Below are 25,734 nucleotides of genomic sequence, written 5' to 3' on the forward strand. Positions count from 1 at the left end.
GACGGGACCTGTGGGAGGAGTGGGAACGCCACCGTGCCGTCATCGAACTGACCGCGGGGGGGAGTGGACCGGATCTGGCTGGCGGGCAGCTTCGTCAGCGCGGAGCCCGATCCCCGTGACGTCGACGTCACCTACTTCATCGGCCTGGGCAGGTACGACGAGCTGAGCCGGGCGGATGTCGCGGACCTCGTGGAGTTCACCGAGGTCGCGTGGTGCCGCGCGCACGGGATGCGGGTCGACGCCTATCTGGTTCCCTTGCTGGACGGCACGCCCTATGGCCGGATGACGAAAGGCGCGCTGTCCGCCGCTGAGGAAGACTCGTTGCGGGGTATCGGTCTGTACGACGAGGTGTGGCAGCGTCCGCGCCGGTCCCTGGGTTCGGTCCCCGAAGGACGCCGAGGCTATGTGGAGGTGCTGCTGTGACAGCTGCTACCCCCTTCCCGGAGAGGGGCGACCGGGAAGCGGTGCGGGCCTGGCTGCGCGCTCACCGTGGTGAGCGCAGCGAGGACCGGCCCGTCCCCGCGAGTGCGGCCGAGTTCGCGGCCGCTCAGCGCGTGAAGCTGCTGCGCAGCTTCGGCGCGGAGGTGGACGACGTCCCCGCGCAGCGTCTCGACGTGGCCCTCACGGGACCGGCGACCGAGACGCACACGGTGAGAATCGGCGTACTGGGCCCCTTTCTGGAGAACCTTCAGGAATCCGTACAAGCGGTCGCCCAAGCCCTCACCGGTCGTCCGACCAGCTTTGCCTCCGTGCCGCGGTGGATCAAAGAGGAGACGGCCCTGAGCGCCGCGGCCGTGTTCCCCTCGTCGTTCGGGCTGACCTTGTACGGGCCCGGGGAACGCGAGGCCGCGCCCGAACAGCAGGCCCTGTTCCCCCGGGCCGAGGTGACCCTTGACGACGCCTTACGGGTGCTCCTCGACCTGGCGGAACTCTCCGGAAGCCGGCGGGCGCTGGACGATGATCTGGCGGAGGAACTGGTCGGCCTCGGGCGGCGTGCGCTCAAGCATCTCGGTGCGCTGACCGGTGCGCTTTCGGACGAGGGGCTGGGGCTGCGTCTTTCGTGGCGTCCGCGTGAGGGGCGGGCCCGCCTCGCCGAGTGGTCGCCGGGTGCCATGCAGCGGGTACGGCTGATCTGTGAGCAGAGCGAGTTCGCCGAGGCGGAACAGGTGACGGTGACCGGCAGGCTCGCCGCTGCCGACATGCTGCGCGGTTCTGTGGAGATCGTGACGGAGGCTGCCGAGCGGGTCCGTGCCAGCGTCGACGAGGACTGGTCCCAACGCCTGCCCGAGTTCCTCGGTAGACGCGTGGAGGCGCAGACCGAGGTCACCCGGGTGCTGTCGGCCGGCCGGGAGCGGCGGGTCTACGCGGTGCTCTCCCTGCGGGAGCCGGATCAGGGGTCCTGAGCAGAGCCGTACGGCCCCTTTCTCCCGAGGTCTCCCTGCTGTTGCGATAGGGGAAAGGGGGCGCGCCCGCCTCCCGGCCTCTGGTAAGCCATACCCATGGATGATCTTGTGACGGAGCGGTTGCTGCTGCATCCGCTGACGGTGGCCGAGGCGGAGCGGATCGCGGCCGGGGTGCCGGGGGAGGGGCCCTCCGCCGTGCCGTGGGCCGAGGGGTATCCGGCGCCGGGGTCGAAGGTCGGGGCGCGGCACTACCTGCTGGCGCTGGACAAGTACGGGTACCCGCCGGACTTCCCGGCGTACGAGATACGGCGGCGCACCGACGGGGCCGCCGTGGGCGGGATCGGCTTCCACGGGCCGGCCGACCACCAGGGCTGGGTCGAGCTGGGGTACGACCTGATCGAGTCGGTGCGCGGGCAGGGCTTCGCCTCGGAGGCCGTGCGCGGGCTGCTGGTCTTCGCGCGCGAGAGTGGCGCGGCCGGGGTGCGGGCCGACACGGACCTCGCGAACGTGGCCTCGCAGCGGGTGCTGCTGGCCGCCGGGTTCGTCTTCGACCGCGAGGAGGGGGCGCTGCGGTTCTACCGGGCGCCGCTGGTGGAGTGAGCGGGCCCCGGGGTTCCGGTTCCGGTTGTCCCGGTTCCGGCGCGCGGCGGCCGGCGGCGGCCCGAGTCACGTCTCGTCGCGGTGGTCGCCCTTTCCGCTGTCCTCCTGCCTGATGGTCCCGTCCGGCGCGTTTCGCTCGCCGGGCGCGTCCCTCTCGCCGGTCTCGTCGCTCTCGCCGGTCTCGTCCGTCCTCGTTGTGCTCTCCGTCCTGCTCTCCGCCGCGCGGCGCAGGTGGTGGTGGCGTGGGGCCGGGCGGTTTCCCAGTTCCTGGCCGATCATGACGCGGACGGCGTCGCGCATGCCGTGCAGGCCCTCGCTGCGCTTGGGCCCGGCTCCGGGGTCGGTGCGCAGTTCGCGCAGGAGCGACCAGCACAGGAAGACCATCACGACGACGAAGGGGAGCGCGACCAGGATCGTCGCGCTCTGGAGCGAGGCGAGGCCGCCCGCCACCAGGAGGGCCGCGGCGACCGCCGCCATGAGGATGCCCCAGGTCACCACGAGCCAGCGGCGCGGATGCAGGGCGCCCCGGCTGGTCAGGGAACCCATCACCAGGGACGCAGAGTCGGCGCTGGTCACGAAGTACATCATGATCAGGACCATCGCGACCCAGGCGGTGACCGCCCCGATCGGCAGCCCGTCGAGCATCGCGAACAGCGTGGCCTCGGTGCCCTCCTTCGCCTTCGCGGCCATGTCGACCGCCCCGGTCTGCGCCTGGCGGATGCCGGTGCCGCCCAGCACCACGAACCACACGGCGGTCGCCCCGCTCGGCACGAGGAGGACGGCGAGCAGGAACTCGCGGATCGTACGGCCCCGGGAGATGCGCGCGATGAAGGTGCCGACGAACGGGGCCCAGGACAGCCACCACGCCCAGTAGAAGATCGTCCAGGTGCCGAGCCACGCCTCGTCCCCGAAGGCGCCGGTGCGCGAGGCCATCGGGACGAGCTGGTCGAGGTAGCCGCCGACGGAGGAGGGGAGCGCGTCGAGGACGTACACCGTGGGCCCCGCGCAGAACACGAAGACCATGAGCAGCGCGGCGATGACAAGGTTGATCGAGCTGAGCCACTTCACCCCGCCGTGCAGTCCGGTGAAGGCGGACACGACGAAGGCCGCGCTCAGCACGATGATGATGAGCAGTTCGACGGCCGTCGAGTCGTCGACCCCGGCGGTCAGGTCGAGGCCCTTCGCGATCTGGAGCGCGCCGATCCCCAGGCTCGTCGCGGTGCCGAAGACGGTCGCGAAGACGGCGAGCAGGTCGAGGAGTTTGCCGAGGACCCCGTTTGCCGCGCGTTGCCCGATGAGCGGGACGAACACGGCGCTGAGGCGGTTGCCGCGGCCCTTGCGGAAGCTCGCGTAGGCCAGGGCGAGGCCCGCGATGCCGTAGATCGCCCACGGGGTGAGCGTCCAGTGGAAGAAGGAGTACTGCATCGCGGCCGAGGCCGCCGCGTCGGTCTGCGCCCGCGCCCCGCTGGACGGCGGCGGGCTCAGGTAGTGCGCGACGGGTTCGCCGACGCCGTAGAAGATCAGCCCGATGCCCATGCCCGCGCTGAACATCATCGCGATCCACGAGAAGTTGCGGAACTCGGGCGGGGAGTCGTCGCGGCTGAGCCTGATGTGGCCGTAGCGGCTGAACGCGAGCATCACGCACAGGACGAGGAACACGTCGGCGGCGATCACGAAGAGCCACGCGAAGTTGTCGAGGACCCAGGGCAGGGCCGCGTCCGAGGCGGACTCGAAGGAGCCCTGCGCGAGCGAGGCCCACAGGACGACCGCGAGGATCCCGGCCACCCCGATCGCCACGACCACCCGGTCGGGGGAGGAGTCCAGCCCCGGTTCCGGGGGCTCGGGGGCGGCCGGATCGGCGGCGGGACGCGTATCGGTGCTCATGACGTCCCACTATGGCCGGGTATGCCGGTGATGCCCGGACCTGTCGCCTTCCGCCACGCCGGGAGCGGATGCGCGGCCGGAGGGCCACGCGGGCCCGCTCCGGGGGCGGGCCGGGCCCGCGCTGACTACCGTCGAGGGGGAGCGGCGGCCGCCGAGCGGAACGAAACGGAGCCCCAGGCCATGGCATGGAACGCGAACGTCCTGTTCTTCAGCTTCCCCGACCCGAGCGACACCTACGCGGCCTTCCACGACGCGGAGGAGACGGAGCAGACCAGCCGGGCGGCGGTCCTGGAGCGCGCGGGCGACGGGACCCTCTCGGTGACCGAGACCTACGTGCCGGAGAGCGGCCTGACCCTCGGCGCGGGCGGCGCGGTGGGCGCGCTGCTCGGCGTCCTGGCCGGCCCGGTCGGCGTGCTGTTCGGCTGGACGGCGGGCACGCTGTTCGGCCTCGCGGCGCAGGGCGAGGAGGAGGCGGGCGACGTGGACGCGCTGACCGTCCTGAGCCGGGGCGTCCCCGACGGCGGCAACGTCCTCGTCGTCGCCGTCAACGACGAGCAGGACCCGGCCCCCGCCGACGCGCTCGCCGCGAAGTACGGCGGCTCCGTCCTGCGCATCCCGGCCGGAGTGGTGCAGGAGGAGGTCCGCTCGGCCCAGGCGGCCGCCGAGGAGGCCACCCGCGAGGCCCGCGCCAAGGTACGGGCGGAGCGCAAGGACGAGGTCCGAGACAAGGCGGAGGACTTCAGGGAGCGGGTCACGGCGTTCTTCGGGGGGCACCATCATGGGAAGGGAGCCGGGGGGCGGTCCTCCTGAGCGGAGGCCGGTGGGCGGTCCTCCTGAGCGCGGACGCCGTCCGTACCCGTGACGTGTGTGTCGCGGGTGCGGACGGCGTTCCCGGCCGGGGGCGGCGCCCGGCGGTCAGCTCTCGGTCGGTGTGGGTGCGGGTGCCGGTGCCGGGGTTGTGGCCGGGCCGGTGACGGTCTCGTCGTGCGCGGCGGGTGTGCCCGTGGCACCTCCCTGCCGTACGGCCTGCCCGCCCGGTGTCCCCGCCCGGCGTGGGGCGCGCAGGAGGGCGAAGGCCAGGATGGCGGCGAGGAAGGTCAGCGCGGCGGCGACGATCAGGCACAGGCGCATGCCGTCGAGGAAGGAGTCGCCGACGGCGGCCCACACCCGTCCGGCCTCCGGGCCCAGCCCTCGTCCTGCCCGAGTCGGAACAGGCATCGACAGCGACGGAGACCGGCACCGCTACCGAGGACCTGGACGTGGTCACCCTCCGGACCGACGGCGACAACAGGTCGCCTCGGGCGTCAACTACGACGGGCCCGGGGACTTCGGGTCCGAGGACTTCGGAGCCGTGACCTGGTGACTGTCATCGTCCTCACCAACTGCCCCGCCGGCTTGCGGGGATTCCTGACCCGCTGGCTACAGGAGATCTCGGCTGGGGTCTTCGTGGGCAACCCCTCCGCCTGGGTCCGCGACGTGCTCTGGGAAGAGGTGCGACAGTACGCGGGACAGGGACGCGCCTTACTGGCCCACACCACAAACAACGAGCAGGGCTTCACTTTCCGCACCCACGATCACGCCTGGCACCCGGCCGACTACGAGGGAGCGACTCTGATCCACCGCCCCATCCGGTCCCCGCGCCCGCCGACGCCCGGCGCGACTGCGGGCCCTCCTGTAGCTTCTTCTTCCAGCGCTCCGCCATGGGGGTGGAGCAGGGACTCCAAACGACGCCGATTTGGGTGCTGATGGTTAACTTCGTGAACTTTGAGTACGTTTTATCCGAGTCGGTGAAAGTTGCAAAAACAGGTCTCCGGCCCAGGTAAAACCGCAGGTCACGGAGACTGCTCCCCGCGCGTGCGGGGATGGTCCATCCATGGGCAGCTCATCCATGCGCTCGACGTCCTGCTCCCCGCGCGTGCGGGGATGGTCCCAGGTTCACCCAGAACCACCCCACCGAGATGGGCTGCTCCCCGCGCGTGCGGGGATGGTCCCCAGCGTCGATGCCGAGGACGAGAGCCGCGTCGCTGCTCCCCGCGCGTGCGGGGATGGTCCCCCACCGAAAACGCCGACGGATTTCGCGAGGTCCTGCTCCCCGCGCGTGCGGGGATGGTCCCGTGAGGATTCATGAGGTCGCCGCTTTGATCGACTGCTCCCCGCGCGTGCGGGGATGGTCCCGAATTCGGCGACGCGTCGAAGGAATGGTGGAACTGCTCCCCGCGTGTGCGGGGGTGGGCCTCTCCGCCACATCAGCTGCGGCCGGGGTGTCCGACTCGGCTCCGGTTTGCGGGGGTTCGGCGGCTTCCGGTGAGAAGGTGAGCTGGTCTCGTCCGGCCGCTCCCTTGCCTGTGAGTCGCGCTACGGAGGGCGTTCCTCCGCTTCCTCTCCCCCGTGAACAGGCGTACGCGGTCCCCGCAGGGGCACCGGCATGTCATCACAAGCCCGCTACATCGACTCATTGGGGAGAAGTCATGTCGAGCTATCAGGATTCCACGCACACGTCGCATCAGGCCTACCCGAGTCAGCAGGCCCGTACCGGGACCAACGGGCTCGCTGTGGCCGGGCTTGTCTGCGGCGTCGTCGGGGTGTTCGTCTTCAACATCATCCTCGGGCCGCTCGCGATCATCTTCGGTGCGGTCAGCCGGCGCAGCGTTCCCGCCAAGGGCGGCAAGGGTATGTCCACCGCCGCCATCGTGCTCGGCGTCTTCGACCTGCTGCTGTTCGGCGCGCTGCTCGCCTTCGCGGCCGGCTCCGGCGGGTTCCACTGGTACGTCGGTGGCTGACGCCGTCCCCGTACGGAGGCGATCAGGCCCGGTGGCCAAGGACGTTGACGACCTTGCCGCCGGGCTCTCGTACGAAGAAGCGGCGCACGCCCCACTCCTCGTCCCGCAGCGGCACCAGGATCTCCGCCCCCGACTCCCGCATCGTCTCGTACGCCGCCTCCACGTCGTCCACCTCGATGCTGACGTCCGGGGACACCGGGGCCGTACGGTCCTGCGTCATCGCGCTGAGCTGTACCGAGGGCCTCTCCGGCTCTGCGAACGTCGCGATCCAGCCGTGGTCCATCACCTGTTCCAGGCCCAGTAGTTCGTAGAACGCGCGGCTCTGCGGGAGTGAGGACGACGGCAGTACGGGGACGATTCTACGGACGGACATCGGCGGTTACCTCTTCTTCCCTCTCGTGATCATGTTTCTGCGCCGCTGGGGAACGGTTCCCCGCACTGGGAGCAGTACCTCGGGCGGGGGTCGGCGGAAACGCGTCCACACGCGTCGCACACCAGGGGCAGCAGGCAGGCCGCTTCGCCTCCGGCGGGGTCCGGGGCGGCCAGCGATGTTGTCCCTCCCACCGACATTCCGGGGCGGCGGCGGTGCACCGTCAGGTAGGCGAGGCCCTGCGGGCCGGCCTCCAGCCTGCGGGGCGCTCCGCGCGGCAGCCACAGGACGGTGCCGGGGGTGAGGGCGAGTTGTGCGTCTGCCGGTTCCCCGGGGGCTGCGGGCCCGGGCCCCGCCGTGCCCGTTCCTTCCACCGTCAGGAGGAGGATGTCGAGGGTGTCCTCGCGGTGTTCGCCGACCTGTTCGCCCGGCGGCAGCCGTACGAGGTTGGCGTCCAGCTCCCGCCCGGCCTCGGCCAGTCGCCATACGGCACCGCCCTCGGCCGGGTCGCTCTCGGAGAGGGCCTTGGGGAGGTTGGTCAGGGGGCGGGGGCCCTGGGGCATCTCCGTGTCTCCGTGTCTCCGTGTCGGCGTACCTAGCGGCTGGCGGTCGCGGCGAAGGCTGCCCATGCGGTGGGGGCGAGGGTGAGGACCGGACCGGTGGGGTTCTTCGAGTCGCGGACGTGTACGGCGGACTGCACGTCATGCGGGGCGGGTTCGTGCGCGACTTCGAGGCACTGCCCACCCTCGCTAGTGCTGTAGCTCGACTTGAACCACTGTAGTTCCGTACGCATTACTCTCCCAGGCGATTCGGAAGGCACCCTCATCTCCACGGCGGTGAGAGCCCGCGTCCGCAGCCTTGCATATCCCAGGGGGAGAACGCCGAGCCCGCCCGGCGTCGGGGACGGGTCAACGGTTTCCGGCGGCTGTGGTGTCGAAGTGTTCCTGGGCGGGCGCGTCGTCCTGGCACGCCTGCGCGATCAGCGCGAGGGAGTCGTCCACGTTGAGCGCCTGGGTGCGCAGCATCGCGTACTTGTGCTTCAGGATGCTGAGGTTCTCCGGCTCGTCGGACAGGGTGCTTCTGCGCTGCGTCTCGACGTACGCGAGCTGACGGTGGTCGGGCATCTCCAGCACGCTGAAGGCCCCGCCCAGCCCGGCGTGGCGACGGCTGGACAGCGGGAGGATCTGCACGGTCACTCGGGGAAGCCTGGCGCAGTCGAGCAAGTGGCGGAGCTGCGCCGCGTGTTCGGCTTCGGCGGTGTGCGGGGCGTGCAGGACGGGCTCCCAGATGATGAAGGTGAGGTTCGGCGGGGCCGGGCGGCGCAGGATTTCCTTGCGCCCCATGCGGACGGCCAGGTGATGCGCGAACACGTCCTCCGGGAAGGCGGGTGCGTGGGCCCTCAGCACGCCCGTCGCGTACGCCTCCGTCTGGAGCAGTCCCGGAAGTACCTGGTTCTCGAAGGCGTCGACTGCGATGGCCAGCGCCTCGACCTCCATGTAAGCCACCGGATGGAAGACGACCGTCTCGACGGACGGCAAGTTGTCGACCGCGACGCTCAACGCCCCTTTGGTGTCCAGCAGGGCGTCCAGTTTGCGGGCCGTGTCCCCCTGGAGCAGACGGCGGCCCTGTTCGATCGAGGCGATGGTGTCCCGGCTGATCCCCGCCAGCTCGGCCAGGCCCTCCTGTGTATGACCGGCGGCCCGGCGGAAGTGGGCGAGCAGGGCGCCGATCATGTCCAGCGGGGTACGGGACCTCGCAGCGGGACCCTCGTTCCCGCCGTAGAGACCGAGCGGTGTGGCCCTGCGCGGCTTGGCCAGTGGCATGGAGGCTGACTTCCCATCCGTGGGGAGACGGACAACACGGCGGCACCCGGACTCGTACAAAGGAGATGTACGAGTGTGCTCGCTGGAACAGCCTAGTCACTCTCCGCGACTCTCGTCGCGTGAATCAGGCACCCCACGAACCCCGTTCCCGTGAGCGCTTCTACCGTCGTTCGCGGTCCTCCGTTCCCGCCGCCCGGCGATTCGTCGCCGAGGCCCTTCGTGACTGGGGGGTGCAGGCCGAACGCGGGGACGATGTTCTGCTCTGCGTCTCCGAACTCGCCACCAACGCGCTGCTGCACGGCGTACCGCCCGGACGTGGGTTCCAGTTGTTTCTGCGGTGCGACACGGATGACGTGCTGCGGCTCGAACTGCACGACAGCGGGGGAGGGATGCCGGAGATCGGACGGGCCGGGGCGCACGAGGACGGTGGGCGGGGGCTGTTCCTCGTGTCGCGGCTCTCCGACGACTGGGGGGTCGGGGAGCGGAACCCCGGGAAGATCGTGTGGTGCGTGTGGCGGTTGTCGTTCTGATGTCGTTGTGACCGTCCGCAGGACGACCGAGGCGGGCCCCTCCTCCGCTGGGGGCCCGCCTCGGTGTCCGCGACCGTCGTCAGCAGGTCGGTGGTTACCAGGTCGGCGGTTACCAGGTCAGCGCGCTCGCCGCGTCCGTCTGCCAGAAGGAGACCGCGAGGTCGTCGTCCACGTGGACGCTGCCGCCGGGGACCGGGGTGGTCGCGAGGCCGCCGACGCTGCCCGCCATGGCCCGGCCCGACATCGACAGCTTCATCTCCTTGGCCTGGCGGCCGTGGTCGCCGTCACCCGACAGGAGGACCGAGGCGTACGCGTGCTCGCCCGGCTCCAGTGTCACGACCGCCTGCGGCCGGCTGTCCTCGATCCACTGCGCGGTGCTCTGGTCGCCGTCGAATCCGAGGTACGGGGCGCCGTACGCGTAGCAGCGCTTGCCCGACTCGTTCGTCAGCGTCAGCAGCAGGTGGTTGATGGGGCGGGAGGGGACGGACATGCGGATCTTGCTGTTGGCCACGGTGCAGGTGACGGCTGCGGCGGCCTTCCCGGCCGGTGCGGCGGCGGCCGGGGCCTGGGTCGCGTCGGCCTTGCCCACCGGCTTGGCGGCGACGTCCTGCGTGTGGCTGACGGGCGCCGCCGCCTTCGCTCCCGTCTCCCCCGCCCCGGTGTCCTTCGCCCCGGTGTCCTTCGCCCCGGTGTCCTGCGCCCCGGTGTCCTTCGCTCCGGTGTTCTGCGTCGAAGCGGCCGGCTTGTCGGCGCTGGGCGTCGCCGACTTCGTGTTCACGGAGGAGCTGTACGTACTGTCCTTGACCTTGCCGACGGTGTCCTCGGCGCCCGAGCAGGCCGTGAGGGAGAGACCGGCGAGGGCGGTGAGCGAGGCCGCCGCGGTACGGAGGGCGAAGCGGCGGGAGGTGAGGTGACGGCGCATCAGGATCTTCCTTCACTCAGTGGTGCGAGCCGACCGCCCGGCGGGCTGCCGGGGCGGCGTGCTTGGATGACAACAGCTTGTGCCGGTTCGCGTCCCAGGCGGTAGCGGACAAGGCCAGGTCGGGACGCTGGAACGGTTCCACGCCTCTGACCTGCGAGAACATGGGGAGCCTGGAACGCCCGCCCGGGACGTTCCGGAGCTGTTGGGAGACGTACGGGGACGTACGGAGGGGGACGACGGGTGGCTGCGGGACCTGAGAGTGTCGCGTTCGCGGAGTGCTTGCGGGGGCTGAAGGAGCGGTCGGGGCTCAGTTACGGGGTGCTCGCGAAGCGGCTCCACCTCAGCACCTCGACGCTGCACCGGTACTGCAACGGGGACGCCGTACCGGCCGAGTTCGCGCCCGTCGACCGCCTCGCCCGGCTCTGCAAGGCCCGGCCCGAGGAGCTGATGGACCTTCACCGGCGCTGGCTCCTCGCGGACGCCGCCCGGGGGCGCGGCGACAAGGGGCGGTCGTCCGTTCCGGAGGACACCCCCGAGGCCGGTCCGCCCCCTGCTCCTGCTTCCGGCCCCGTCCCGGAGCCCGTCCTCGCCCCCGAGCCGGGGCCCGCCCCCGAAGCCCCCGAGCCGGAATCCGCTCCCGCGCCGCAGCCGGACGACGACTCCGGGGCGCGATCCGTCCGGCCCGCCGACCCCGCCCGGCCCCCTCGGCGTCGTACTCTGCTCGCCGCCGCGGTCGCCGTCGTCCTCGTCGCCGGGGGTGCGGTGGGGCTGACCCGGATCGGGGGCGGGAACGGGGGCGAGGACGTGTCCTCCTCCCGTGCCGTCGACGCGGCGCGCGACGCCTCCCGTACGGCGGGGCCGTCCGCGTCCGGGAAGGGGCCGCACGCGAGCGCGAAGTCCTCCGCGTCCCCGTCCGCCTCGCGGAGCGCGTCCCCCTCCGCGAAGGGAACTCCCGGGGCCCCCGGCGATCCCGCCGCCAAGTCCCCCTCGGCGTCCGGCGGCGGCGGCGCCGGTGCGCAGGAGGCCCCCGCGCCCCGCGTCGACCCGGTCACCGTGCACGTCCGGCCCTACGTGTGGGACGACCCCTGTACGCAGCACTACCTCGTGCAGGACGGGCCGGACAAGGTGTCGCCGCCGCCCAGCGAGCAGGACGCGGCCGGGTGGGTGCGCGCCATGGGTGCCGTATCGGCCGACTACCAGCGGATCGCCGTCACCGTGCAGGGATCGGGCAGCGAAACCGTCGTCCTCGAAGGACTGCACGTGCGGACCGTCGGTACGAGTGCGCCGCTGCCCTGGAACTCGTACACGATGGGTGTCGGCTGCGGGGGCGGCGTGCCGACCGCGTCCTTCGACGTGAACCTCGACGCGGCCCGGCCCCGGACCGCGCCCCTGTCCGGGCAGCGTGACTTCCCGTACCGGGTGAGCGACAGCGACCCCGAGGTCCTCTACGTCACGGCGCACGCGCTCTCCCACGACGTGCTGTGGACCCTCGAACTCGACTGGTCCAGCGGCGGCCGGCACGGCACGCTCAGCATCGACGACGGCGGGAAGCCGTTCCGTACGAGCGGGTCGAAGGGGCGGCCGCAGTGGCAGTGGCCGCCGGGCGACAGCGGATGGGGCAGGCCGGAGACGTACTGAGCGGTCCGCAGACGTACGTGGCGGCGGTCCGGGGACGTACGTGGCGGCGGTCCGGTGGCGCGTGCCCGGGCGGGGGCCGGTGTCCGGACGGTGAAACCCCTGTCTTCGCTCGGGCCCGCCGGAATACCCTGCGCGCAGGTCCCCGTCTCATCCGATGCGCCGTCGGCACACCCCGGGGCGGTGGTGCCCGGCGGCCGGTCAGGAGTTGCCGCCGTGTCCTCAGCCGTCCAGCCCTCGCCCGCACCTCATCCGGCGTCCGGTCCCGCGGAGTCCGGTCGTCCGACGGCGTCCGGTCTTCCGGCGTCCGGGGCGGCGCCGTTGCCGCCGCTGGCCGGGCGGGCCGGGTCCGTGGAGTCCTCGCCGGTACGGGACATCCTCGCGCTCACCGCGCGGCCCGAGGTGATCTCCTTCGCGGGAGGGCTGCCGGCGCCCGAACTCTTCGACGCGGAAGGGGTCGCCGAGGCGTTCGCCGCCGTGCTGCGGGACAGCGGCGCGCAGGCCCTCCAGTACTCGACCACCGAGGGCGAACCGCTCCTGCGCACCGCGCTCGCCGCCCGGGCCACCGCGCGCGGACTGCCGACCGCCCCCGAGGACCTGCTCGTCACCACCGGTTCGCAGCAGGCGCTGCACCTCGTCGCCACCGCGCTGCTCGAACCCGGCGACGTCGTCGTGGTCGAGAACCCCTGCTATCTCGCGGCCCTCCAGGTGTTCGCGTTCACCGGGGCCCGTGTCGTGCCCGTGGACTGCGACGAACACGGCATCGTGCCCGAGGCACTGGACGAGATCGTCGTCCGCGAGCGGCCCAAACTGCTGTACACCGTGCCGACGTTCCAGAACCCGACCGGGCGGACCCTGCCGGGGGAGCGGCGCGCGGCCCTCGCCGGGATCGCCGCGCGGCGCGGGCTGTGGATCGTGGAGGACGACCCCTACGGCGAGCTGCGCTACGAAGGGGAACGGGTGCCGTGGATCGCGTCCTTCCCGGGTGCCCGCGACCGCTCCGTCCTGCTCGGCAGCTTCTCCAAGGTGCTGGCGCCGGGGCTGCGGCTGGGCTGGCTGCGGGCACCGGCGGCGCTGCGGCGGGCCTGCGCCGTGGTGAAGCAGTCCACGGACCTGCACACGCCGACCGTGACGCAGCTCGCCGCCGCGAGGTACCTCGCCGACCACGACCTCGACGAGCGGGTCGCCTCCGTCGCGCGGGTCTACGGGGCGCGGCGCGACGCCATGCTCGCGGGCCTGCCCGGGGCGCTTCCGGCCGGATCGCAGTGGACGCGGCCCGAGGGCGGGATGTTCGTGTGGGTCCGGCTGCCCGAGGGCTTCGACGCGGCGCGGCTCCTGCCGGAGGTGGTGCGGCACGACGTCGCCTACGTGCCGGGCGTCCCGTTCTACGCGGGGGAGGGCGACCCGCGCACGCTGCGGATGTGCTTCGTCACCGAGGACGAAGGCGTGATCGGGGAGGGGCTGCGGAGGCTGGCCGAGGGGTTCGCGGCCGTGGCCTAGCCGCTCCTGTCCTCAGCTTCCGCCCGCTGAGGCGGTGTTGTTGCGGTGTCGCAAGGGGCCGCGCCCCGGCCGGGCGCCGGGTGCTGGACACCGGGCGCCCGGCCGGGGCGCGGCCCGCTCAGCCGTCAGCCGGCTCAGCCGTCAGCCGGCTCAGCCGTCAGCGCGCTGAGCCGTCAGTCCACTGAGCCCTCAACCGCTCACGCGTCGGCGAGCACCTTCGCCTCCGGGGCGAACGTGAGGCCGAGGAGGTCCTCCACCGGGGCGTACACCTCGGGCTGGTACATCGTCGTGGAGAGCAGGAGGTTCGCGGCGGGGGCGACCAGGACGGATATCCGCCTGCCGACCTCGACGTCGGCGGAGGCCAGCGGCTGCCCGGCCGCGTCGAAGGTCGTGATCAGGTCGGGGAACGCCGCCCGGCGGCCACTGGCCAGGTCGAGCGCCATGTACTCGTTGACGAAGTGCAGCGTGGTGCCGGCCGCGTCGTCGAGGACGGCGACGCCGACGTCCAGGCCCTCGCGCTGCTCGCAGCGGTACTCGCGCACCGTCCCGGTCGTGGTGATCTCGCCGCCGAGCTGCTGGGCGGCGCCCACCGGGCCGTCCGCGAGGAAACGGTGGCCCAGCTCGATGGCGAAACCGATGGCGCCGGGGGCGCCGTTCTTCACCGCGTAGCCGACCTCGACGGGGTTGCGGGCCACGCCGACCCAGCCGTTCGCCTCGACCGAGGCGCGCCGCACCACGTTCGAGGTGGCCTCCAGGCGGCCGGAGACCGAGCCCTCGACGTAGGCGTGCGGCTTGCCGCCCGCGTAGCCCTGGTAGGAGCGGTAGTCCGCCTCCTGGTGCAGGCCCATCGCGCCCATCACGCTGGAGGGGTGGGCGCGGCCGTTGCAGGCCAGGTCGATGACGGGCAGGCCGGTCATCGCCGAGTGGAACCAGCCGTTGACCGTCGTCTCGGCGCCGTTCTCGTTGGTGTGCAGCGCGACGAGCGGGCGCGGCAGGTCGCGGCGGAGCAGTTCGAGGGCGCGCAGCAGGTGGGTCGGCAGCACCTGCGGGTCGGGCGCGGCGGGGGCGCCGACCAGGGCCACGGTCGCGGTCAGGTCCTCGGGGGCGAACTCGTCGGCGGTCCACAGCTCGGGCGTGCCGACCTGGAGGGCCAGTTCGGCGGTGCGCAGTCCCCGTTCCACGAACCCGCCGCCGCCCCCGCCCAGCACGGCACCGCCGTACACGGCCGCGCGGATGTCGTCATGGGTCAACTGTCGCTTCACGGGGGTCTCCCAGGGTGGGTCTGTGGGGGGTGTGTACGAGGGAAGGGGGCGGCTCGGCCGGTCACCCGACGGCGGGGCGGCGCCCCGGGCCGCGGCGAGCGGTCACTTGACCGCCTTGAAGACGCCGTTGCCGAAGGAGTAGAGGGCGTCCCCCGCGATCGCGCCGCCGGCGAAGATCTCCAGGTCGTCCTTGACCTTCGGGCCGAGCACGCGCGGGGCGAGGACCCGTACGGCCAGGCCCGCGACGACCATCCAGCCGGCCATCGGCGTGGTGATCAGCAGTCCGGTCGCGAGCAGGATGCCGAGCTGGCGCTTCGAGCCGCCGAGGAACTGCACGATCGCGCCGGGGATCGCCCACAGCGCGAGGTGCTGGGCCGTCTCCACGGACGGGCCCGCCTTGATCGCGGCGACGTACGCGGCGTCGATCGGGGCGGTCTGCCCGTTGTCGAAGAACATCCGGTACGAGACGAGGACGACGACGATGGCGACGCCGAAGCCGATCATCGCGGCGATCAGCTGCTGGCGGCGGCCCTCCAGCTCGAAGGCCGGGTCGGCGTTCTCGCCGCGCAGCAGGTAGCCCGCCTTGAGGTCGTAGCCCATGTCGGCGAAGGCCGGGCCGGTCGCGGCGGTGAAGCCGGACAGGACGACGAGCGCCTCGGGCGGGAAGCCGATCAGGATGCCGAGCAGCAGTGTGATCAGGGCGATGGCGAAGGCCGGGAACCAGCCGGAGTGCATGGAGGCGATGCCGACGAGCAGTTCGTGCAGGAACGCGGCGACGGTCGCGTACAGGAGGAAGCCGATCAGCATGCCGGGGCTCATGTGGGTGGCGGCGCCGGTGCCGAAGGCCAGCAGGACCGAGATCACGAGGTAGGCGCCGAAGCCCAGGCGCATCGAGCGGCCCAGGCGCCGCGCGCCGTCCTGCGTGTCCTCGGGCGTACCGGCGGGCGCGGCGGCCCGCGCGGCGCGGGCCTCGTCGGCCGCGGTCCTGCGGGCCGCGAGGATGGTACGGGCGACCTGGACGAGGGCGACCAGGCCGGCGCCGATCATCATGCCGTGCGGCAGGTACATCGAGTTGATGTCGAGGCCGAACAGCGGGTCGGCGTACTGCGAGCACAGCAGGCCGATGCCGAAGGCGGCCATCGCGCCGAACCCGCCGATCAGGGCCACGCCGAAGGCCGACATCGGCAGGGTGAGCACGGAGCCGGCCAGACCGGTCAGCAGTCCGAGGCCGAGGACCTTCGCGCGCCGGCCGCCCTCGTCGCCCGCCTTGATGGCCTCGGCGGCGGCGAGCCCGAGCGGCCAGGGGTTCTTCGCGGGGAAGGCCGGGGTGTCGTACATCCGGTACAGCAGCCAGGCGTCCACCAGCATCGCGGCGGCGACACCGATCAGCATCGGGATGATCATGTTGTCCATCCCGAACAGGAACGGGATGCCGATGGGCAGGAACAGGCTGTTCGCGGCGCCGAAGGTGGCCGAGGAGATGCTGGTCTGCGCCAGGTTCTGGGCGTGCACCGAGCGGAAGCCGCGGAACCACAGCAGCGGCACCCGGGCCAGCGTCATCGCGGCGAGCGCGCCGATCAGCGAGGTGCTGGGCGTGACGCCGAGCGTGGCGAGCAACTGCACCCCCACGACGGCGCCGAACACGCTGAGCACCACGGTGAGGATCAGGTTGCCGGGCGCGAGGGCGCGCGGATGGCGGCCTCCCTCGCCCGCGGGGTGCGAGGTCTCGGTGCCCGCCCGGGGCGCGGCGTCGGTACTCATGGTCTGTGGTGCTCCCGTACTCCTGTGCTCCTGTGCGGATCCGGTGTCTTTGACGCCGCGAGGAGTTCCATAATCTGGAACCATGTGTGAATATATGGACCACTCGGATCATCCATACGGCGTACCGTGCCGTCAAGGGTGAGGCCCGGCATCTCACCATGCGGGCAGCCGTGGACAGGGGGTGAGGGGCCCGCACAGGGGGCGTCGGCCGCCCCTTACGATCGAGCGAGACGACTCGGGGGAGCCTGGGGGAGGCGGGAGAACAGTGAGCACACTCGCCAACGCGCGTGACGTCCTGCGGCTGATGGCGCGCATGCAGCGCGACCTGACCGTGACGGATGTCGCAGGAGGGCTGGGCCTGCCCAAGAGTTCCGTCTCGCGGACGCTGAGCATGATGGCCGAGTACGGATTCCTCGACCGCGACCCGGTGAGCCGCGCCTACCGCCCCGGCGGGCTCGTCATGGAGGCCTCGTACCACTTCCGCGCCTCGCGCGGCACCGCCTCCCTCCTGGAGGAGGAGCTGGGCAGGCTGGTCGCCGACCTCGGCCACACCGGGTACGTGGACGTGCTCGACGGTGCCGAGTCGCTCGTGCTCCACATGCGGATCGGCACGGTCGGCGCCCTCCAGGTGTACACCCCGGCCGGTACCCGGGCGCCCGCCTACGCGAGTTCCATGGGCCGGGTGCTGCTCGCCCGGCTGGATGACGCGCAGGTGCTGCGGCTCGTCGGCCCCCATCTCGCGCAGAGCACGGGCACCGCGCCGCGCACCCCCGGCGAACTGGTCGCGGGACTGGCCCGGGTGCGGGCCGACGGCTGGGAGTCCTCACGCGGCGAGTACGTGCCGAACGTCGCCGGCATCTCCGCCGCCGTCCTCGACGGCGAGACCGGCCAGGTCTTCGGCATAGGGATCGCGCTGCCCGCCCCCGAGGTGCGCGACGACAACGCGGCCCGCTACGGCCGGGCCGTCCGCGACACCGCCCTGCGCGTCGGCAAACGCATCGGCGACCCGTACTGGCTGCGCTACGCGGAGACCGGCGACGGCCGCTGACGCGCACTCAGCCGGGCCGGAGGGCGGCCGGTGCGCGCACCCGGCGTCACGTCAGCGGTCCGGCGCTCCGGCGGAGTTCCGGATTATGGACACGGGTTCCGAAGCGGCGTAGCCGCGCCCGTGAGCGCGACGGCCACGAGGGCCGGGCGGTCACGGGCGCGGCTACGGCTACGACACCACGGCCGAGGGGCCGTGCGTGCGGTGGTGACGCGTCACTACAGCGACTTCGGCGCCCTGATCCCCAGCAGGGACAGGCCCTTGGCCAGGGTGCGGGCCGTCACGTCGCACAGGAACAGCCGGTTCTCGACCACGGCCGGCGGGTTGTCCTCGCTCAGCACGTGGCACTGGTCGTAGAACGTCGTGTACAGCGAGGCCAACTGGTAGAGGTACGCGGCCAGTTTGTGCGGGGCGTACTCCGTGGCCGCCTCCCGGACCACCTCGCCGAACGCGTCCGCGTGCAGGCCCAGGGCCCGTTCGGCGGGGGCGAGTTCCAGCTCGGGGTGGGCGGCGGGGGTGAACTGGCCCTCGGCGCGCCGCAGGATCGACTGGATACGGGCGTACGCGTACTGGATGTAGACGCTGGTGTCGCCGTTGAGGGACACCATCTGGTCGAGGTCGAACTTGTAGTCCCGGTTCGCGGAGGTCGACAGGTCGGCGTACTTGACCGCGCCGATGCCCACCTGGGCGCCCCGCTCCACGATCTCGGCCTCGCCGAGCTGCCCCTTGACGTCCTTCTCGCGGACCACGGCGGTGGCCCGCTCCACGGCCTCGTCCAGGAGGTCGACCAGCCGGACCGTCTCCCCGGACCGGGTCTTGAACGGCTTGCCGTCGGCGCCGAGCACCGTGCCGAAGGCGAGCTGCACGGCCCGGACGTCCTCGCCCAGCCAGCCGGCCCGCCGGGCCGTCTCGAAGACCATCCTGAAGTGCAGGGCCTGCCGCGCGTCCACGACGTACAGCAGGGTGTCGGCCTTCAGGTGGAAGACCCGGTCGCGGATCGCGGACAGGTCGGTCGCCGCGTAGCCGTAACCGCCGTTGGACTTCTTGACGATCAGCGGGACCTGGTTGCCGTCGGGGCCCAGCACGTCCTCGAAGAACACGCACAGCGCGCCCTCGGACCGCACGGCCACCCCGGACTCCTCCAGGAGCCGGCAGGTCTCCTCCAGCATCGCGTTGTACCCGGACTCGCCGACGACGTCCTCGTCCCGGATGTCCATGTCGAGCCTGCCGAACACCGAGTTGAAGTAGATCTTCGACTCGTCCACGAACCGGTGCCAGTAGCGCAGCGTCTCCTCGTCGCCGGCCTGGAGGTCCACGACCCGCCGCCGGGCCCGGTCCTTGAACTCCTCGTCCTGGTCGAAGGCCAGCTTCGAGGTCTTGTAGATCCGGTTGAGGCTCGACATGGCCTCCTCGCCGGCCTGCTCCTCGGACACGTCGCCGTGGCCGCCGGACAGCTCGTCGGGGTGCTCGATCAGGTACTGGATGAGCATGCCGAACTGGGTGCCCCAGTCGCCGATGTGGTGGCGCCGCACGACGTTCTCGCCGGTGAACTCCATGAGCCGCATCACGGCGTCCCCGATGACGGCGGACCGCAGGTGGCCGACGTGCATCTCCTTCGCCACGTTCGGCTGGGCGTAGTCGATGACCGTCGTGCCGGGGTGCCCGGTGAACGGGACGCCGAGCCGGGCGCCGTCCTCGGCGCGGGCCGCGAGGTTGGCGAGGATCGACCGGTCGGACAGCGTGATGTTGAGGAAGCCGGGGCCCGAGACCTCGATGTCCTTGATCACCTCGCCGTCCGGCAGCGCCTCGACGACCTGGGCGGCCAGCTCCCGCGGGTTGGCCTTGGCCTTCTTCGCGAGCGCGAGGACCCCGTTGGCCTGGAAGTCGGCCCGGTCGCTTCGGCGCAGCAGCGGGTCCGCCCCCTCGGCACCCGGCAGGGCGGCCACGAGGGCGTTCTTGAGCTGCTGCTCGACGGAAGCGGTGAGGGACGTGACCGAGGCCATAGGGGTGGGAGCCGTTCTCCTCGTGGGTGCAGAGACTCCGCCCAGTATCCCATCCGGGCTGTGCCGTCCGTAAAACGGATATCGGGCGCCCCGGGCCTCCTCCCCGCCCCCGCCGCCCGGCCGCGCCCCGCGCGCTCCCGGACCCCGCCGCCCGGCCCGCTCAAACCCGTTTTCGTGGTTCCTCACGGAACTGGGAGAATGGGAGGACGGTAACCACACCCCACCCCCGGAAGAAGGACGTGCCGATCGTGGCTCAGAGCACAGAGACCACCGACTGGGTCTCCCGTTACGCGGACGAGGTCATCGCCGAGTCGGAGCGTCGTGCCGAGGGCGCGAAAACGGAGCCGGGCGCCCCCGTCGTGGTGGCCTCGGGGCTGTCCCCGTCCGGGCCCATCCACCTCGGCAACCTGCGCGAGGTCATGACCCCGCACCTGGTCGCCGACGAGATCCGGCGGCGCGGGTACACCGTGCGCCACCTCATCTCCTGGGACGACTACGACCGCTACCGCAAGGTCCCGAACGGTGTCCCCGGCGTCGACGAGAGCTGGGCCGAGCACATCGGCAAGCCGCTCACCAGCGTGCCCGCTCCGGCCGGCTCCGCGTACCCGAACTGGGCCGAGCACTTCAAGGCCGCGATGACCGGGGCGCTCGCCGAGCTGGGCGTCGAGTTCGACGGCATCAGCCAGACCGCGCAGTACACCTCCGGCGTCTACCGCGAGCAGGTCCTGCACGCGATGCGGCACCGCAAGGACATCGACGCGATCCTCGACCAGTACCGCACCAAGAAGGACCCCAAGCAGCAGGCCAAGAAGTCGCAGAAGCCCGTGGACGAGGCCGAGCTGGAGGCCGCCGAGGGCTCCGGGGCGGCCGCCGAGGACGACGGCAGCGGCGGCGCCGGCGGCTACTACCCGTACAAGCCGTACTGCGGCGCCTGCGGCAAGGACCTCACGACCGTCACCGCGTACGACGACGACACCACCGAGCTGGCCTACACCTGCACCGCCTGCGGCTTCGCCGAGACCGTGAAGCTCAGCGAGTTCAACCGCGGCAAGCTCGTGTGGAAGGTCGACTGGCCGATGCGCTGGGCCTACGAGGGCGTGGTCTTCGAGCCCTCCGGCGTCGACCACTCCTCGCCGGGCTCCTCGTTCGTCGTCGGCGGCCAGATCGTCCGCGAGATCTTCGGCGGGGTGCAGCCCATCGGGCCCATGTACGCCTTCGTCGGCATCAGCGGCATGGCCAAGATGTCCTCCAGCAAGGGCGGGGTGCCCACCCCGGCCGACGCGCTGAAGATCATGGAGGCGCCGCTGCTGCGCTGGCTGTACGCGCGCCGCCGCCCCAACCAGTCCTTCAAGATCGCCTTCGACCAGGAGATCCAGCGGCTCTACGACGAGTGGGACAAGCTCGCCGCGAAGGTCGCCGAGGGCTCCGCGCTGCCCGCCGACACCGCCGCGTACACCCGGGCCGTCGGCACCGCCGCCGGGGAGCTGCCGCGCACCCCGCGCCCGCTGCCGTACCGCACCCTGGCCTCCGTCGCCGACATCACCGCCGGAGCCGACGACCAGACCCTGCGCATCCTCAGCGAACTGGACCCGGCGCACCCGCTGGACTCCCTGGACGAGGTGCGGCCCCGCCTCGACCGCGCCGAGGCGTGGATCGGCACCTACGTCCCCGCCGACCAGCGCACCGTCGTACGCGCCGAGCCCGACGCCGAACTGCTCGGCTCCCTCGGCGAGACCGACCGCGAGTCGCTGCGCCGCCTCGTGGAGGGCCTGGACGAGCACTGGTCGCTCGACGGGCTCACGACCCTCGTCTACGGCGTGCCGAAGGTCATGGCCGGACTCGAACCGGACGCCAAGCCGACCCCGGAGCTGAAGGTCGCCCAGCGCACCTTCTTCGCGCTGCTCTACCGGCTCCTCGTCAGCCGCGACACCGGCCCGCGCCTGCCCACCCTGCTGCTCGCCGTGGGCGCCGACCGGGTCCGCGCCCTGCTGGGGCACTGACCGGGGGACGTACGCGACACGTGGGGCCCGCCGTCCGGTGATCCGGGTGGCGGGCCCCACGCGTGCGGTGCGGGCGGTGCGCTCAGGCCGAGAACTCGGCGTCCAGCTCCTCCTGGTGGCGCGCCCGGAACTTCTTGAGCTGGGGCACGAGTGTCGATTCCGAGAGCGGACCGCCGGAGCGGCCCGTCACCTCGTACATCTCCATCAGGTAGAGGCCGAACTGACGCGCGTTCGGGTACTCGCCCACCTCCTTGCGGTACTGCCGGAAGGCCCCGTAGTACGCGTCCTCGCGCGACATGTCCTCCGGCAGTCCGGTGCGGGCCGCCTGCCGGCCGGCCGGCGCGGACTCCTCGTCCTGGCCGGGGAACTCCTCGTTCTCGCCGTACTCGCCGTAGCCCTGCGGCAGTTGCTCCGGCTGTCCGGCCTCCCCGGGCTGCTCCGCCGGGTTCTGCTCCGCCGGGTTCTGCTCCGTGCGCTGCCCGGGGATGCGGCCCTGGGCGCCGACCTCGCCGAGCGGACGTGTGCGGTGCGGGCCGGAGGGGACGCGGACCTCGGCGCGGTCGGCCAGTGCGACCTGCTCCTCCTCGGCGGCCGGATCGTACGGCGGTTCCTGCTCGTACCACTGGCGCGGCTGGTACGGGGCGTCGAAACGGGGGTTGAAACGGGCGTCCCGCTCCTCGCCGCCCTGCTCCTCGCGCGGGTCGTACGGCGGCTCGAACTGCGGGTCGTAGCCGCCCGCGTACTCCTCGGTGGGCTGGAGCGGCGCCGCGAACCACGGACTGGTGTGCGCCGCCGGGTCCTGCACCTCCGCGTGCGGTGGCTGCGGCGGGGACTGCTGCGCGGGTCCGGGCGCGGGGCGCGGCGCGGGCTGCCGCAGGCCGGGCGGGGCCAGTTCGGGCCGGGTCTCCCGCGCGGCCACCTCCTGCTGTGCCGCGGCGGCCGGTGCCACGGCGGCCGGCTGTCCGGCGGTGCCGGTCACGCCCGTCAGGCCCGGGATCACCGTCGGCTCGATACCGGCCGCAGCGAGGCCCGAGGGGGCGGTCTGGGCGAGCGGCACCCCGTAGCGGGCCAGCCGCAGCGGCATCAGCGACTCGACCGGGGCCTTGCGGCGCCAGGCCCGGCCGAAGCGGGAACGCAGCCGCGCCCGGTACACCAGCCGCTCCTGCTCCAGCTTGATCACCTGCTCGTAGGAGCGCAGCTCCCACAGCTTCATCCGGCGCCACAGGACGAAGGTGGGGACGGGGGACAGCAGCCAGCGGGTCAGCCGCACGCCCTCCATGTGCCGGTCGGCCGTGATGTCCGCGATCCGCCCGATCGCGTGCCGCGCCGCCTCCACGGACACCACGAACAGGACCGGGATGACGGCGTGCATGCCCACGCCCAGCGGATCGGGCCAGGCCGCCGCGCCGTTGAACGCGATGGTCGCCGCCGTCAGCAGCCACGCCGTCTGGCGCAGCAGCGGGAACGGTATGCGAATCCACGTCAGCAGCAGGTCCAGGGCGAGCAGGACACAGATGCCCGCGTCGATGCCGATCGGCAGGACGTAGCTGAAGTTCCCGAAGCCCTTCTCGACCGCGAGCTCGCGCACCGCCGCGTAGGACCCCGCGAAACCGATACCGGCGATGACCACCGCGCCCGCGATGACCACACCGACCAGAATCCGGTGAGTCCGTGTCAACTGCATCGCGGCCACCCGCGATCCCCTCCCTGTTCGATTTCCGTGCGACACCAGACTGGCACACGCGGACGGGAGTGACGGACGCGGTCGTACGGGAGCGGGGCCGCGCGGACAGCGAGAAGCCCGGCCCGGCGGTCCACGGCGGAGGCCGTGGGGGCGCAGGACCGGGCGGGAAACGCCTGGTGCGGGCCGGGCGCGGGGCGCCCGGGGAGACGCGGTGCCTACTCGGCGGAGGTGGCGGAGGCGCTCGCCGAGGGCTTGTCCTCGTCCGGCTTGCTGTCGGAGGACTTGCTGTCGGAGGACTTCTCGTCCGAGGGCTTCTCGCTCGCCTTGTCGTCGCTTCCGGCCTTGGAATCGCCGGACTTGTCACCGGACTTGTCGTCGGACTTCTGGCTCGGCGAGGCGGACGCGCCGCCCTTGCCGGAGCTGTCGCCGGAGCCGGTGGAGCCCGTCGCGCCCGAACCCGAGCTGTTGGCGGCGGCGATGGAGGCGGCCACCTCCTTCGCGGCGTTCTCGGCGTCCTTCAGCAGCTTGTCGGCGTCCGGGGCCTTGTCGCCCGCCAGGCCGGCGCCGTTGTAGTCCACGGTGATCACGGCGTTCGCCGTGCGCGCCAGGACGGTCTGCTGCTTGAAGGAGCCCTCCTTCTTCTTCAGGTCGTAGCGCACCGCCGAGGCGGAGTCGCCGACGCCCGCGACGCTCGCCGTCTTCAGCCCGGTCGCCCCCTCGGTGGCCTGCGTCGAGCGCAGCTGCTTCTCCTGGTACGAGGCGGCCCGCTTGTCGCCCGTGCCGAGCGTCGGGTCCGAGTCGAACCGGACGAGGGACACGCTCAGCCAGCGGTACTGCGAACCGTCGACCCCGTTGCTCTTGAGACCGTTCCACGAGCAGGTGCCGCGCGTCGATGCCTCGTCCGAGGTGCCCGCCGTGCCGGACTTGTCCTTGGCGGCGGGGACCAGGTCCTCGACCGTCTTCTCCGACAGGGCCTTGCACGCCTCGGGCAGCTTCGCGAACTTCGCCTTCGGCGTCTGCTCCTCCTTGACGGTCGCCTTGCCGCTCCCGGCGTCGGAGCTCGCGCCCCCGGACGCCGAGGGGCTCTGCTTCCCGCTCTGCGCGGCGGACGCGGAGTCGTCGGAGTCCGAGGAGCAGCCGGCGGCCACGAAGATCACCGGAACGGCTGCGCAGGCGAGTATGCGGGAGAGTCGCTGTACTGGTCGGTGCATGGTTCCTTCGCTCAGGTCGTGCAGCCGGGGGCCACGGGCCCCGGGCCGGGCAGGTGTCGGCGGGCCACCGCCGACAGGTCCGGTCAGTCACCGTACGCCGAAGCGGCCGCCCACCGGACCGGGCCGGAGCCCGCGCGCAGCCCGGGGCCGGGGGCCTGCGGGGCGCTCACTCGTCGAAGGAGCCGGCGACCGACCGGGCCACTTTCTGCGCCTTGTCCTGCATTTCCTTGCTGTCGGGCAGTTCCCCGGCCCGGGCCGGCTGCTGCTCGTACTCGACGCTCACCACGACGTTCGACGTGCGGAACACCACAGTCACGGTGCGCCGCCCGGTGGCCGCGCCGGCCTTCGCGAGCTGGTCGTCGAGGAACGCGGAGTTCCCCAGTCCGGAGAGCAGCCGGGGCTGCAACTCGGGCTGCGGAGTGCCCGGAACACCCGAATCACCCCCGGAGTCACCATTGCCGGGATTGGTGGTGGAAGAGGGGCTTGTGTTCTTCCCGTCCGCTCCCGAGGGGGCGGACGGGGAGCCGGCGGTGGCGGAGGCGTCCGGGGACTCCTCGCGGCCCTTGTCGCCGTCCGGGCCGGTGCCCTCCGCGGCGTCCTTCCCCGAGCGCGAGTCCGCGCCCTCGTCCCCGCCCGTGTCCCCGTCCGTGCTCTTGTCCGTGCTCTTCCGGCCGTCGGTCGGGGACGGGGTGACGACCGGGGCCGTGCCGGGGGCCGTGGGCAGATCCGCGGCCGTCTCCAGCTTCTCGTAGACGGAGGTGGCGCTCTCGTCGTCGCTCACGCCGGCGTCGTACGACACGACGCGCTCCAGGTCGATCCGCAGGGCGTCCGAACCGTCGGTGTCCTCGGCCTTCCAGTGGCAGCCCACCCGGCGCTCGTTGTCGTAGGTCAGCGACATCGTGCCCTGGTACGCCTTGTCCCGCTCGTCCTCGTCCAGCTGTTTGAGGCCGGGCAGCAGCGAGTCCAGCGTGCCGTGGTCGAGCACCCCGCAGGGTTCCGGCAGCGTGCCGTACTTCCCGGGCTGCGCGGCCGCGGCCGTCGTGTCCTGGGTGCCGGGCTTGCCGTCCGCGGCGCCGCCCTCGTCGGCCGACCCGCCGGTACAGCCGCACAGGACGACGGCAAGGAGCGCCGCCGCGCCCGGTACGTAGACCTTTCGCCGCATGGTGGTAGGGCTCCCCTCGTGGCCGCGCGCCGCCGGCCGGCGCGGTGCGCAGACCGCGCCGCCGGGTCTTCCCGCCGGTAGTCCGGTAGTCCGGTAGTCCGGAGACTCGGTAATCCAGTTGCCGCCGGTATGCGGCCGATGCAGACAATGTGTACCGCA

General features: G+C 72.2%; 24 protein-coding genes and 1 CRISPR repeat array. Of the genes, 11 read left to right on the forward strand and 13 right to left on the reverse strand.

Translation table 11 applies throughout. The features are described 5' to 3' along the window. The first annotated feature begins 63 nt into the window (after positions 1-63). The 3 genes from AB0J21_RS16950 (at position 64) to AB0J21_RS16960 (ending at position 2,003) form a co-directional block, all read left to right on the forward strand. Complete coding sequence (locus tag AB0J21_RS16950; protein WP_363146763.1) at positions 64-423, forward strand: hypothetical protein; 360 nt, start codon at positions 64-66, stop codon at positions 421-423. Next, the gene (locus AB0J21_RS16955; protein WP_363146764.1) at positions 420-1,403 is read left to right on the forward strand and encodes a hypothetical protein; all 984 of its coding nucleotides are present in this window, start codon (positions 420-422) and stop codon (positions 1,401-1,403) included. Before AB0J21_RS16950 ends, AB0J21_RS16955 begins: the two co-directional genes overlap by 4 nt. A gap of 96 nt (positions 1,404-1,499) precedes the next feature. Continuing rightward, positions 1,500-2,003 (forward strand): GNAT family N-acetyltransferase, encoded by a 504-nt coding sequence (locus AB0J21_RS16960; RefSeq protein ID WP_363146765.1) that lies wholly within the window; start codon positions 1,500-1,502, stop codon positions 2,001-2,003. Between the two features lie 66 nt (positions 2,004-2,069). Here AB0J21_RS16960 and AB0J21_RS16965 read toward each other — a convergent pair whose 3' ends face one another. Continuing rightward, positions 2,070-3,887, reverse strand: coding sequence for a BCCT family transporter (locus AB0J21_RS16965; RefSeq protein WP_363146766.1), 1,818 nt, complete (start codon positions 3,885-3,887; stop codon positions 2,070-2,072). 180 nt (positions 3,888-4,067) lie between these two features. Here AB0J21_RS16965 and AB0J21_RS16970 point away from each other — a divergent pair, with 180 nt between their 5' ends. Beyond that, positions 4,068-4,697, forward strand: coding sequence for a histidine kinase (locus AB0J21_RS16970; RefSeq protein ID WP_363146768.1), 630 nt, complete (start codon positions 4,068-4,070; stop codon positions 4,695-4,697). Between the two features lie 105 nt (positions 4,698-4,802). Here the strand turns inward: AB0J21_RS16970 and AB0J21_RS16975 are convergent, their stop codons facing one another. Further along, positions 4,803-5,105, reverse strand: a complete 303-nt coding sequence (locus AB0J21_RS16975) for a hypothetical protein (RefSeq protein WP_363146769.1) — start codon at positions 5,103-5,105, stop codon at positions 4,803-4,805. Between the two features lie 141 nt (positions 5,106-5,246). On the opposite strand from AB0J21_RS16975, the gene cas2e reads away from it, so the two are divergent. Continuing rightward, positions 5,247-5,633, forward strand: coding sequence for a type I-E CRISPR-associated endoribonuclease Cas2e (gene cas2e / locus AB0J21_RS16980; RefSeq protein WP_363146770.1), 387 nt, complete (start codon positions 5,247-5,249; stop codon positions 5,631-5,633). Between the two features lie 95 nt (positions 5,634-5,728). Then, positions 5,729-6,122: a CRISPR direct-repeat array (repeat unit 28 nt; unit sequence CTGCTCCCCGCGCGTGCGGGGATGGTCC). Positions 6,123-6,355: 233 nt separating this feature from the next. Further along, positions 6,356-6,667 (forward strand): DUF4190 domain-containing protein, encoded by a 312-nt coding sequence (locus tag AB0J21_RS16985; RefSeq protein WP_363146771.1) that lies wholly within the window; start codon positions 6,356-6,358, stop codon positions 6,665-6,667. Between the two features lie 22 nt (positions 6,668-6,689). Here AB0J21_RS16985 and AB0J21_RS16990 read toward each other — a convergent pair whose 3' ends face one another. The 4 genes from AB0J21_RS16990 to AB0J21_RS17005 form a co-directional block, all read right to left on the reverse strand. Further along, on the reverse strand, positions 6,690-7,040 hold the full coding sequence (locus AB0J21_RS16990; RefSeq protein WP_363146772.1) for a VOC family protein: 351 nt from the start codon (positions 7,038-7,040) through the stop codon (positions 6,690-6,692). Between the two features lie 29 nt (positions 7,041-7,069). Continuing rightward, entirely contained in the window at positions 7,070-7,600 is a 531-nt protein-coding gene (locus tag AB0J21_RS16995; protein ID WP_363146773.1) for a hypothetical protein, read from the reverse strand. Between the two features lie 32 nt (positions 7,601-7,632). After that, the gene (locus tag AB0J21_RS17000; RefSeq protein WP_363146775.1) at positions 7,633-7,830 is read right to left on the reverse strand and encodes a DUF397 domain-containing protein; all 198 of its coding nucleotides are present in this window, start codon (positions 7,828-7,830) and stop codon (positions 7,633-7,635) included. A 115-nt stretch (positions 7,831-7,945) separates the two neighbouring features. Then, complete coding sequence (locus AB0J21_RS17005; RefSeq protein ID WP_363146776.1) at positions 7,946-8,860, reverse strand: helix-turn-helix transcriptional regulator; 915 nt, start codon at positions 8,858-8,860, stop codon at positions 7,946-7,948. Between the two features lie 119 nt (positions 8,861-8,979). On the opposite strand from AB0J21_RS17005, the gene AB0J21_RS17010 reads away from it, so the two are divergent. Continuing rightward, the gene (locus AB0J21_RS17010) at positions 8,980-9,390 is read left to right on the forward strand and encodes an ATP-binding protein (RefSeq protein WP_363146777.1); all 411 of its coding nucleotides are present in this window, start codon (positions 8,980-8,982) and stop codon (positions 9,388-9,390) included. 109 nt (positions 9,391-9,499) lie between these two features. Here AB0J21_RS17010 and AB0J21_RS17015 read toward each other — a convergent pair whose 3' ends face one another. Beyond that, positions 9,500-10,312, reverse strand: a complete 813-nt coding sequence (locus AB0J21_RS17015) for a DUF4232 domain-containing protein (RefSeq protein WP_363146778.1) — start codon at positions 10,310-10,312, stop codon at positions 9,500-9,502. A gap of 240 nt (positions 10,313-10,552) precedes the next feature. On the opposite strand from AB0J21_RS17015, the gene AB0J21_RS17020 reads away from it, so the two are divergent. Both AB0J21_RS17020 and AB0J21_RS17025 read left to right on the forward strand, forming a co-directional pair. Next, positions 10,553-11,950 carry a helix-turn-helix transcriptional regulator gene (locus AB0J21_RS17020; RefSeq protein ID WP_363146779.1) on the forward strand — a complete coding sequence of 466 codons (1,398 nt, stop codon included), beginning with the start codon at positions 10,553-10,555 and terminating at the stop codon, positions 11,948-11,950. A 318-nt stretch (positions 11,951-12,268) separates the two neighbouring features. Next, a complete protein-coding gene (locus AB0J21_RS17025) occupies positions 12,269-13,447 on the forward strand; it encodes a PLP-dependent aminotransferase family protein (protein WP_363147208.1) in 1,179 nt (392 codons plus the stop codon). A 197-nt stretch (positions 13,448-13,644) separates the two neighbouring features. On the opposite strand, the gene AB0J21_RS17030 is transcribed toward AB0J21_RS17025, so the two are convergent. Beyond that, complete coding sequence (locus AB0J21_RS17030) at positions 13,645-14,709, reverse strand: DUF917 family protein (protein ID WP_363146780.1); 1,065 nt, start codon at positions 14,707-14,709, stop codon at positions 13,645-13,647. Positions 14,710-14,811: 102 nt separating this feature from the next. Then, positions 14,812-16,470: an OPT/YSL family transporter gene (locus AB0J21_RS17035; protein ID WP_363146781.1), complete on the reverse strand. Its 1,659-nt coding sequence runs from the start codon at positions 16,468-16,470 to the stop codon at positions 14,812-14,814. 265 nt (positions 16,471-16,735) lie between these two features. Here AB0J21_RS17035 and AB0J21_RS17040 point away from each other — a divergent pair, with 265 nt between their 5' ends. Further along, positions 16,736-17,518 (forward strand): IclR family transcriptional regulator, encoded by a 783-nt coding sequence (locus AB0J21_RS17040; RefSeq protein WP_363146782.1) that lies wholly within the window; start codon positions 16,736-16,738, stop codon positions 17,516-17,518. A gap of 215 nt (positions 17,519-17,733) precedes the next feature. Here the strand turns inward: AB0J21_RS17040 and argS are convergent, their stop codons facing one another. Continuing rightward, on the reverse strand, positions 17,734-19,518 hold the full coding sequence (gene argS / locus AB0J21_RS17045) for an arginine--tRNA ligase (protein WP_363146783.1): 1,785 nt from the start codon (positions 19,516-19,518) through the stop codon (positions 17,734-17,736). Positions 19,519-19,757: 239 nt separating this feature from the next. Between argS and lysS the strand changes: the two genes are divergently transcribed. Next, entirely contained in the window at positions 19,758-21,518 is a 1,761-nt protein-coding gene (gene lysS / locus AB0J21_RS17050) for a lysine--tRNA ligase (RefSeq protein WP_363146784.1), read from the forward strand. Between the two features lie 82 nt (positions 21,519-21,600). On the opposite strand, the gene AB0J21_RS17055 is transcribed toward lysS, so the two are convergent. The 3 genes from AB0J21_RS17055 to AB0J21_RS17065 form a co-directional block, all read right to left on the reverse strand. After that, positions 21,601-23,202: a DUF2637 domain-containing protein gene (locus AB0J21_RS17055; RefSeq protein ID WP_363146785.1), complete on the reverse strand. Its 1,602-nt coding sequence runs from the start codon at positions 23,200-23,202 to the stop codon at positions 21,601-21,603. Positions 23,203-23,417: 215 nt separating this feature from the next. Then, positions 23,418-24,413 (reverse strand): DUF3558 domain-containing protein, encoded by a 996-nt coding sequence (locus AB0J21_RS17060; protein ID WP_363146786.1) that lies wholly within the window; start codon positions 24,411-24,413, stop codon positions 23,418-23,420. 166 nt (positions 24,414-24,579) lie between these two features. Beyond that, on the reverse strand, positions 24,580-25,575 hold the full coding sequence (locus tag AB0J21_RS17065; protein WP_363146787.1) for a DUF3558 domain-containing protein: 996 nt from the start codon (positions 25,573-25,575) through the stop codon (positions 24,580-24,582). Positions 25,576-25,734: the final 159 nt, after the last annotated feature.

It is taken from the genome of Streptomyces sp. NPDC049954 (genome assembly GCF_040656295.1).
Classification (GTDB): domain Bacteria; phylum Actinomycetota; class Actinomycetes; order Streptomycetales; family Streptomycetaceae; genus Streptomyces.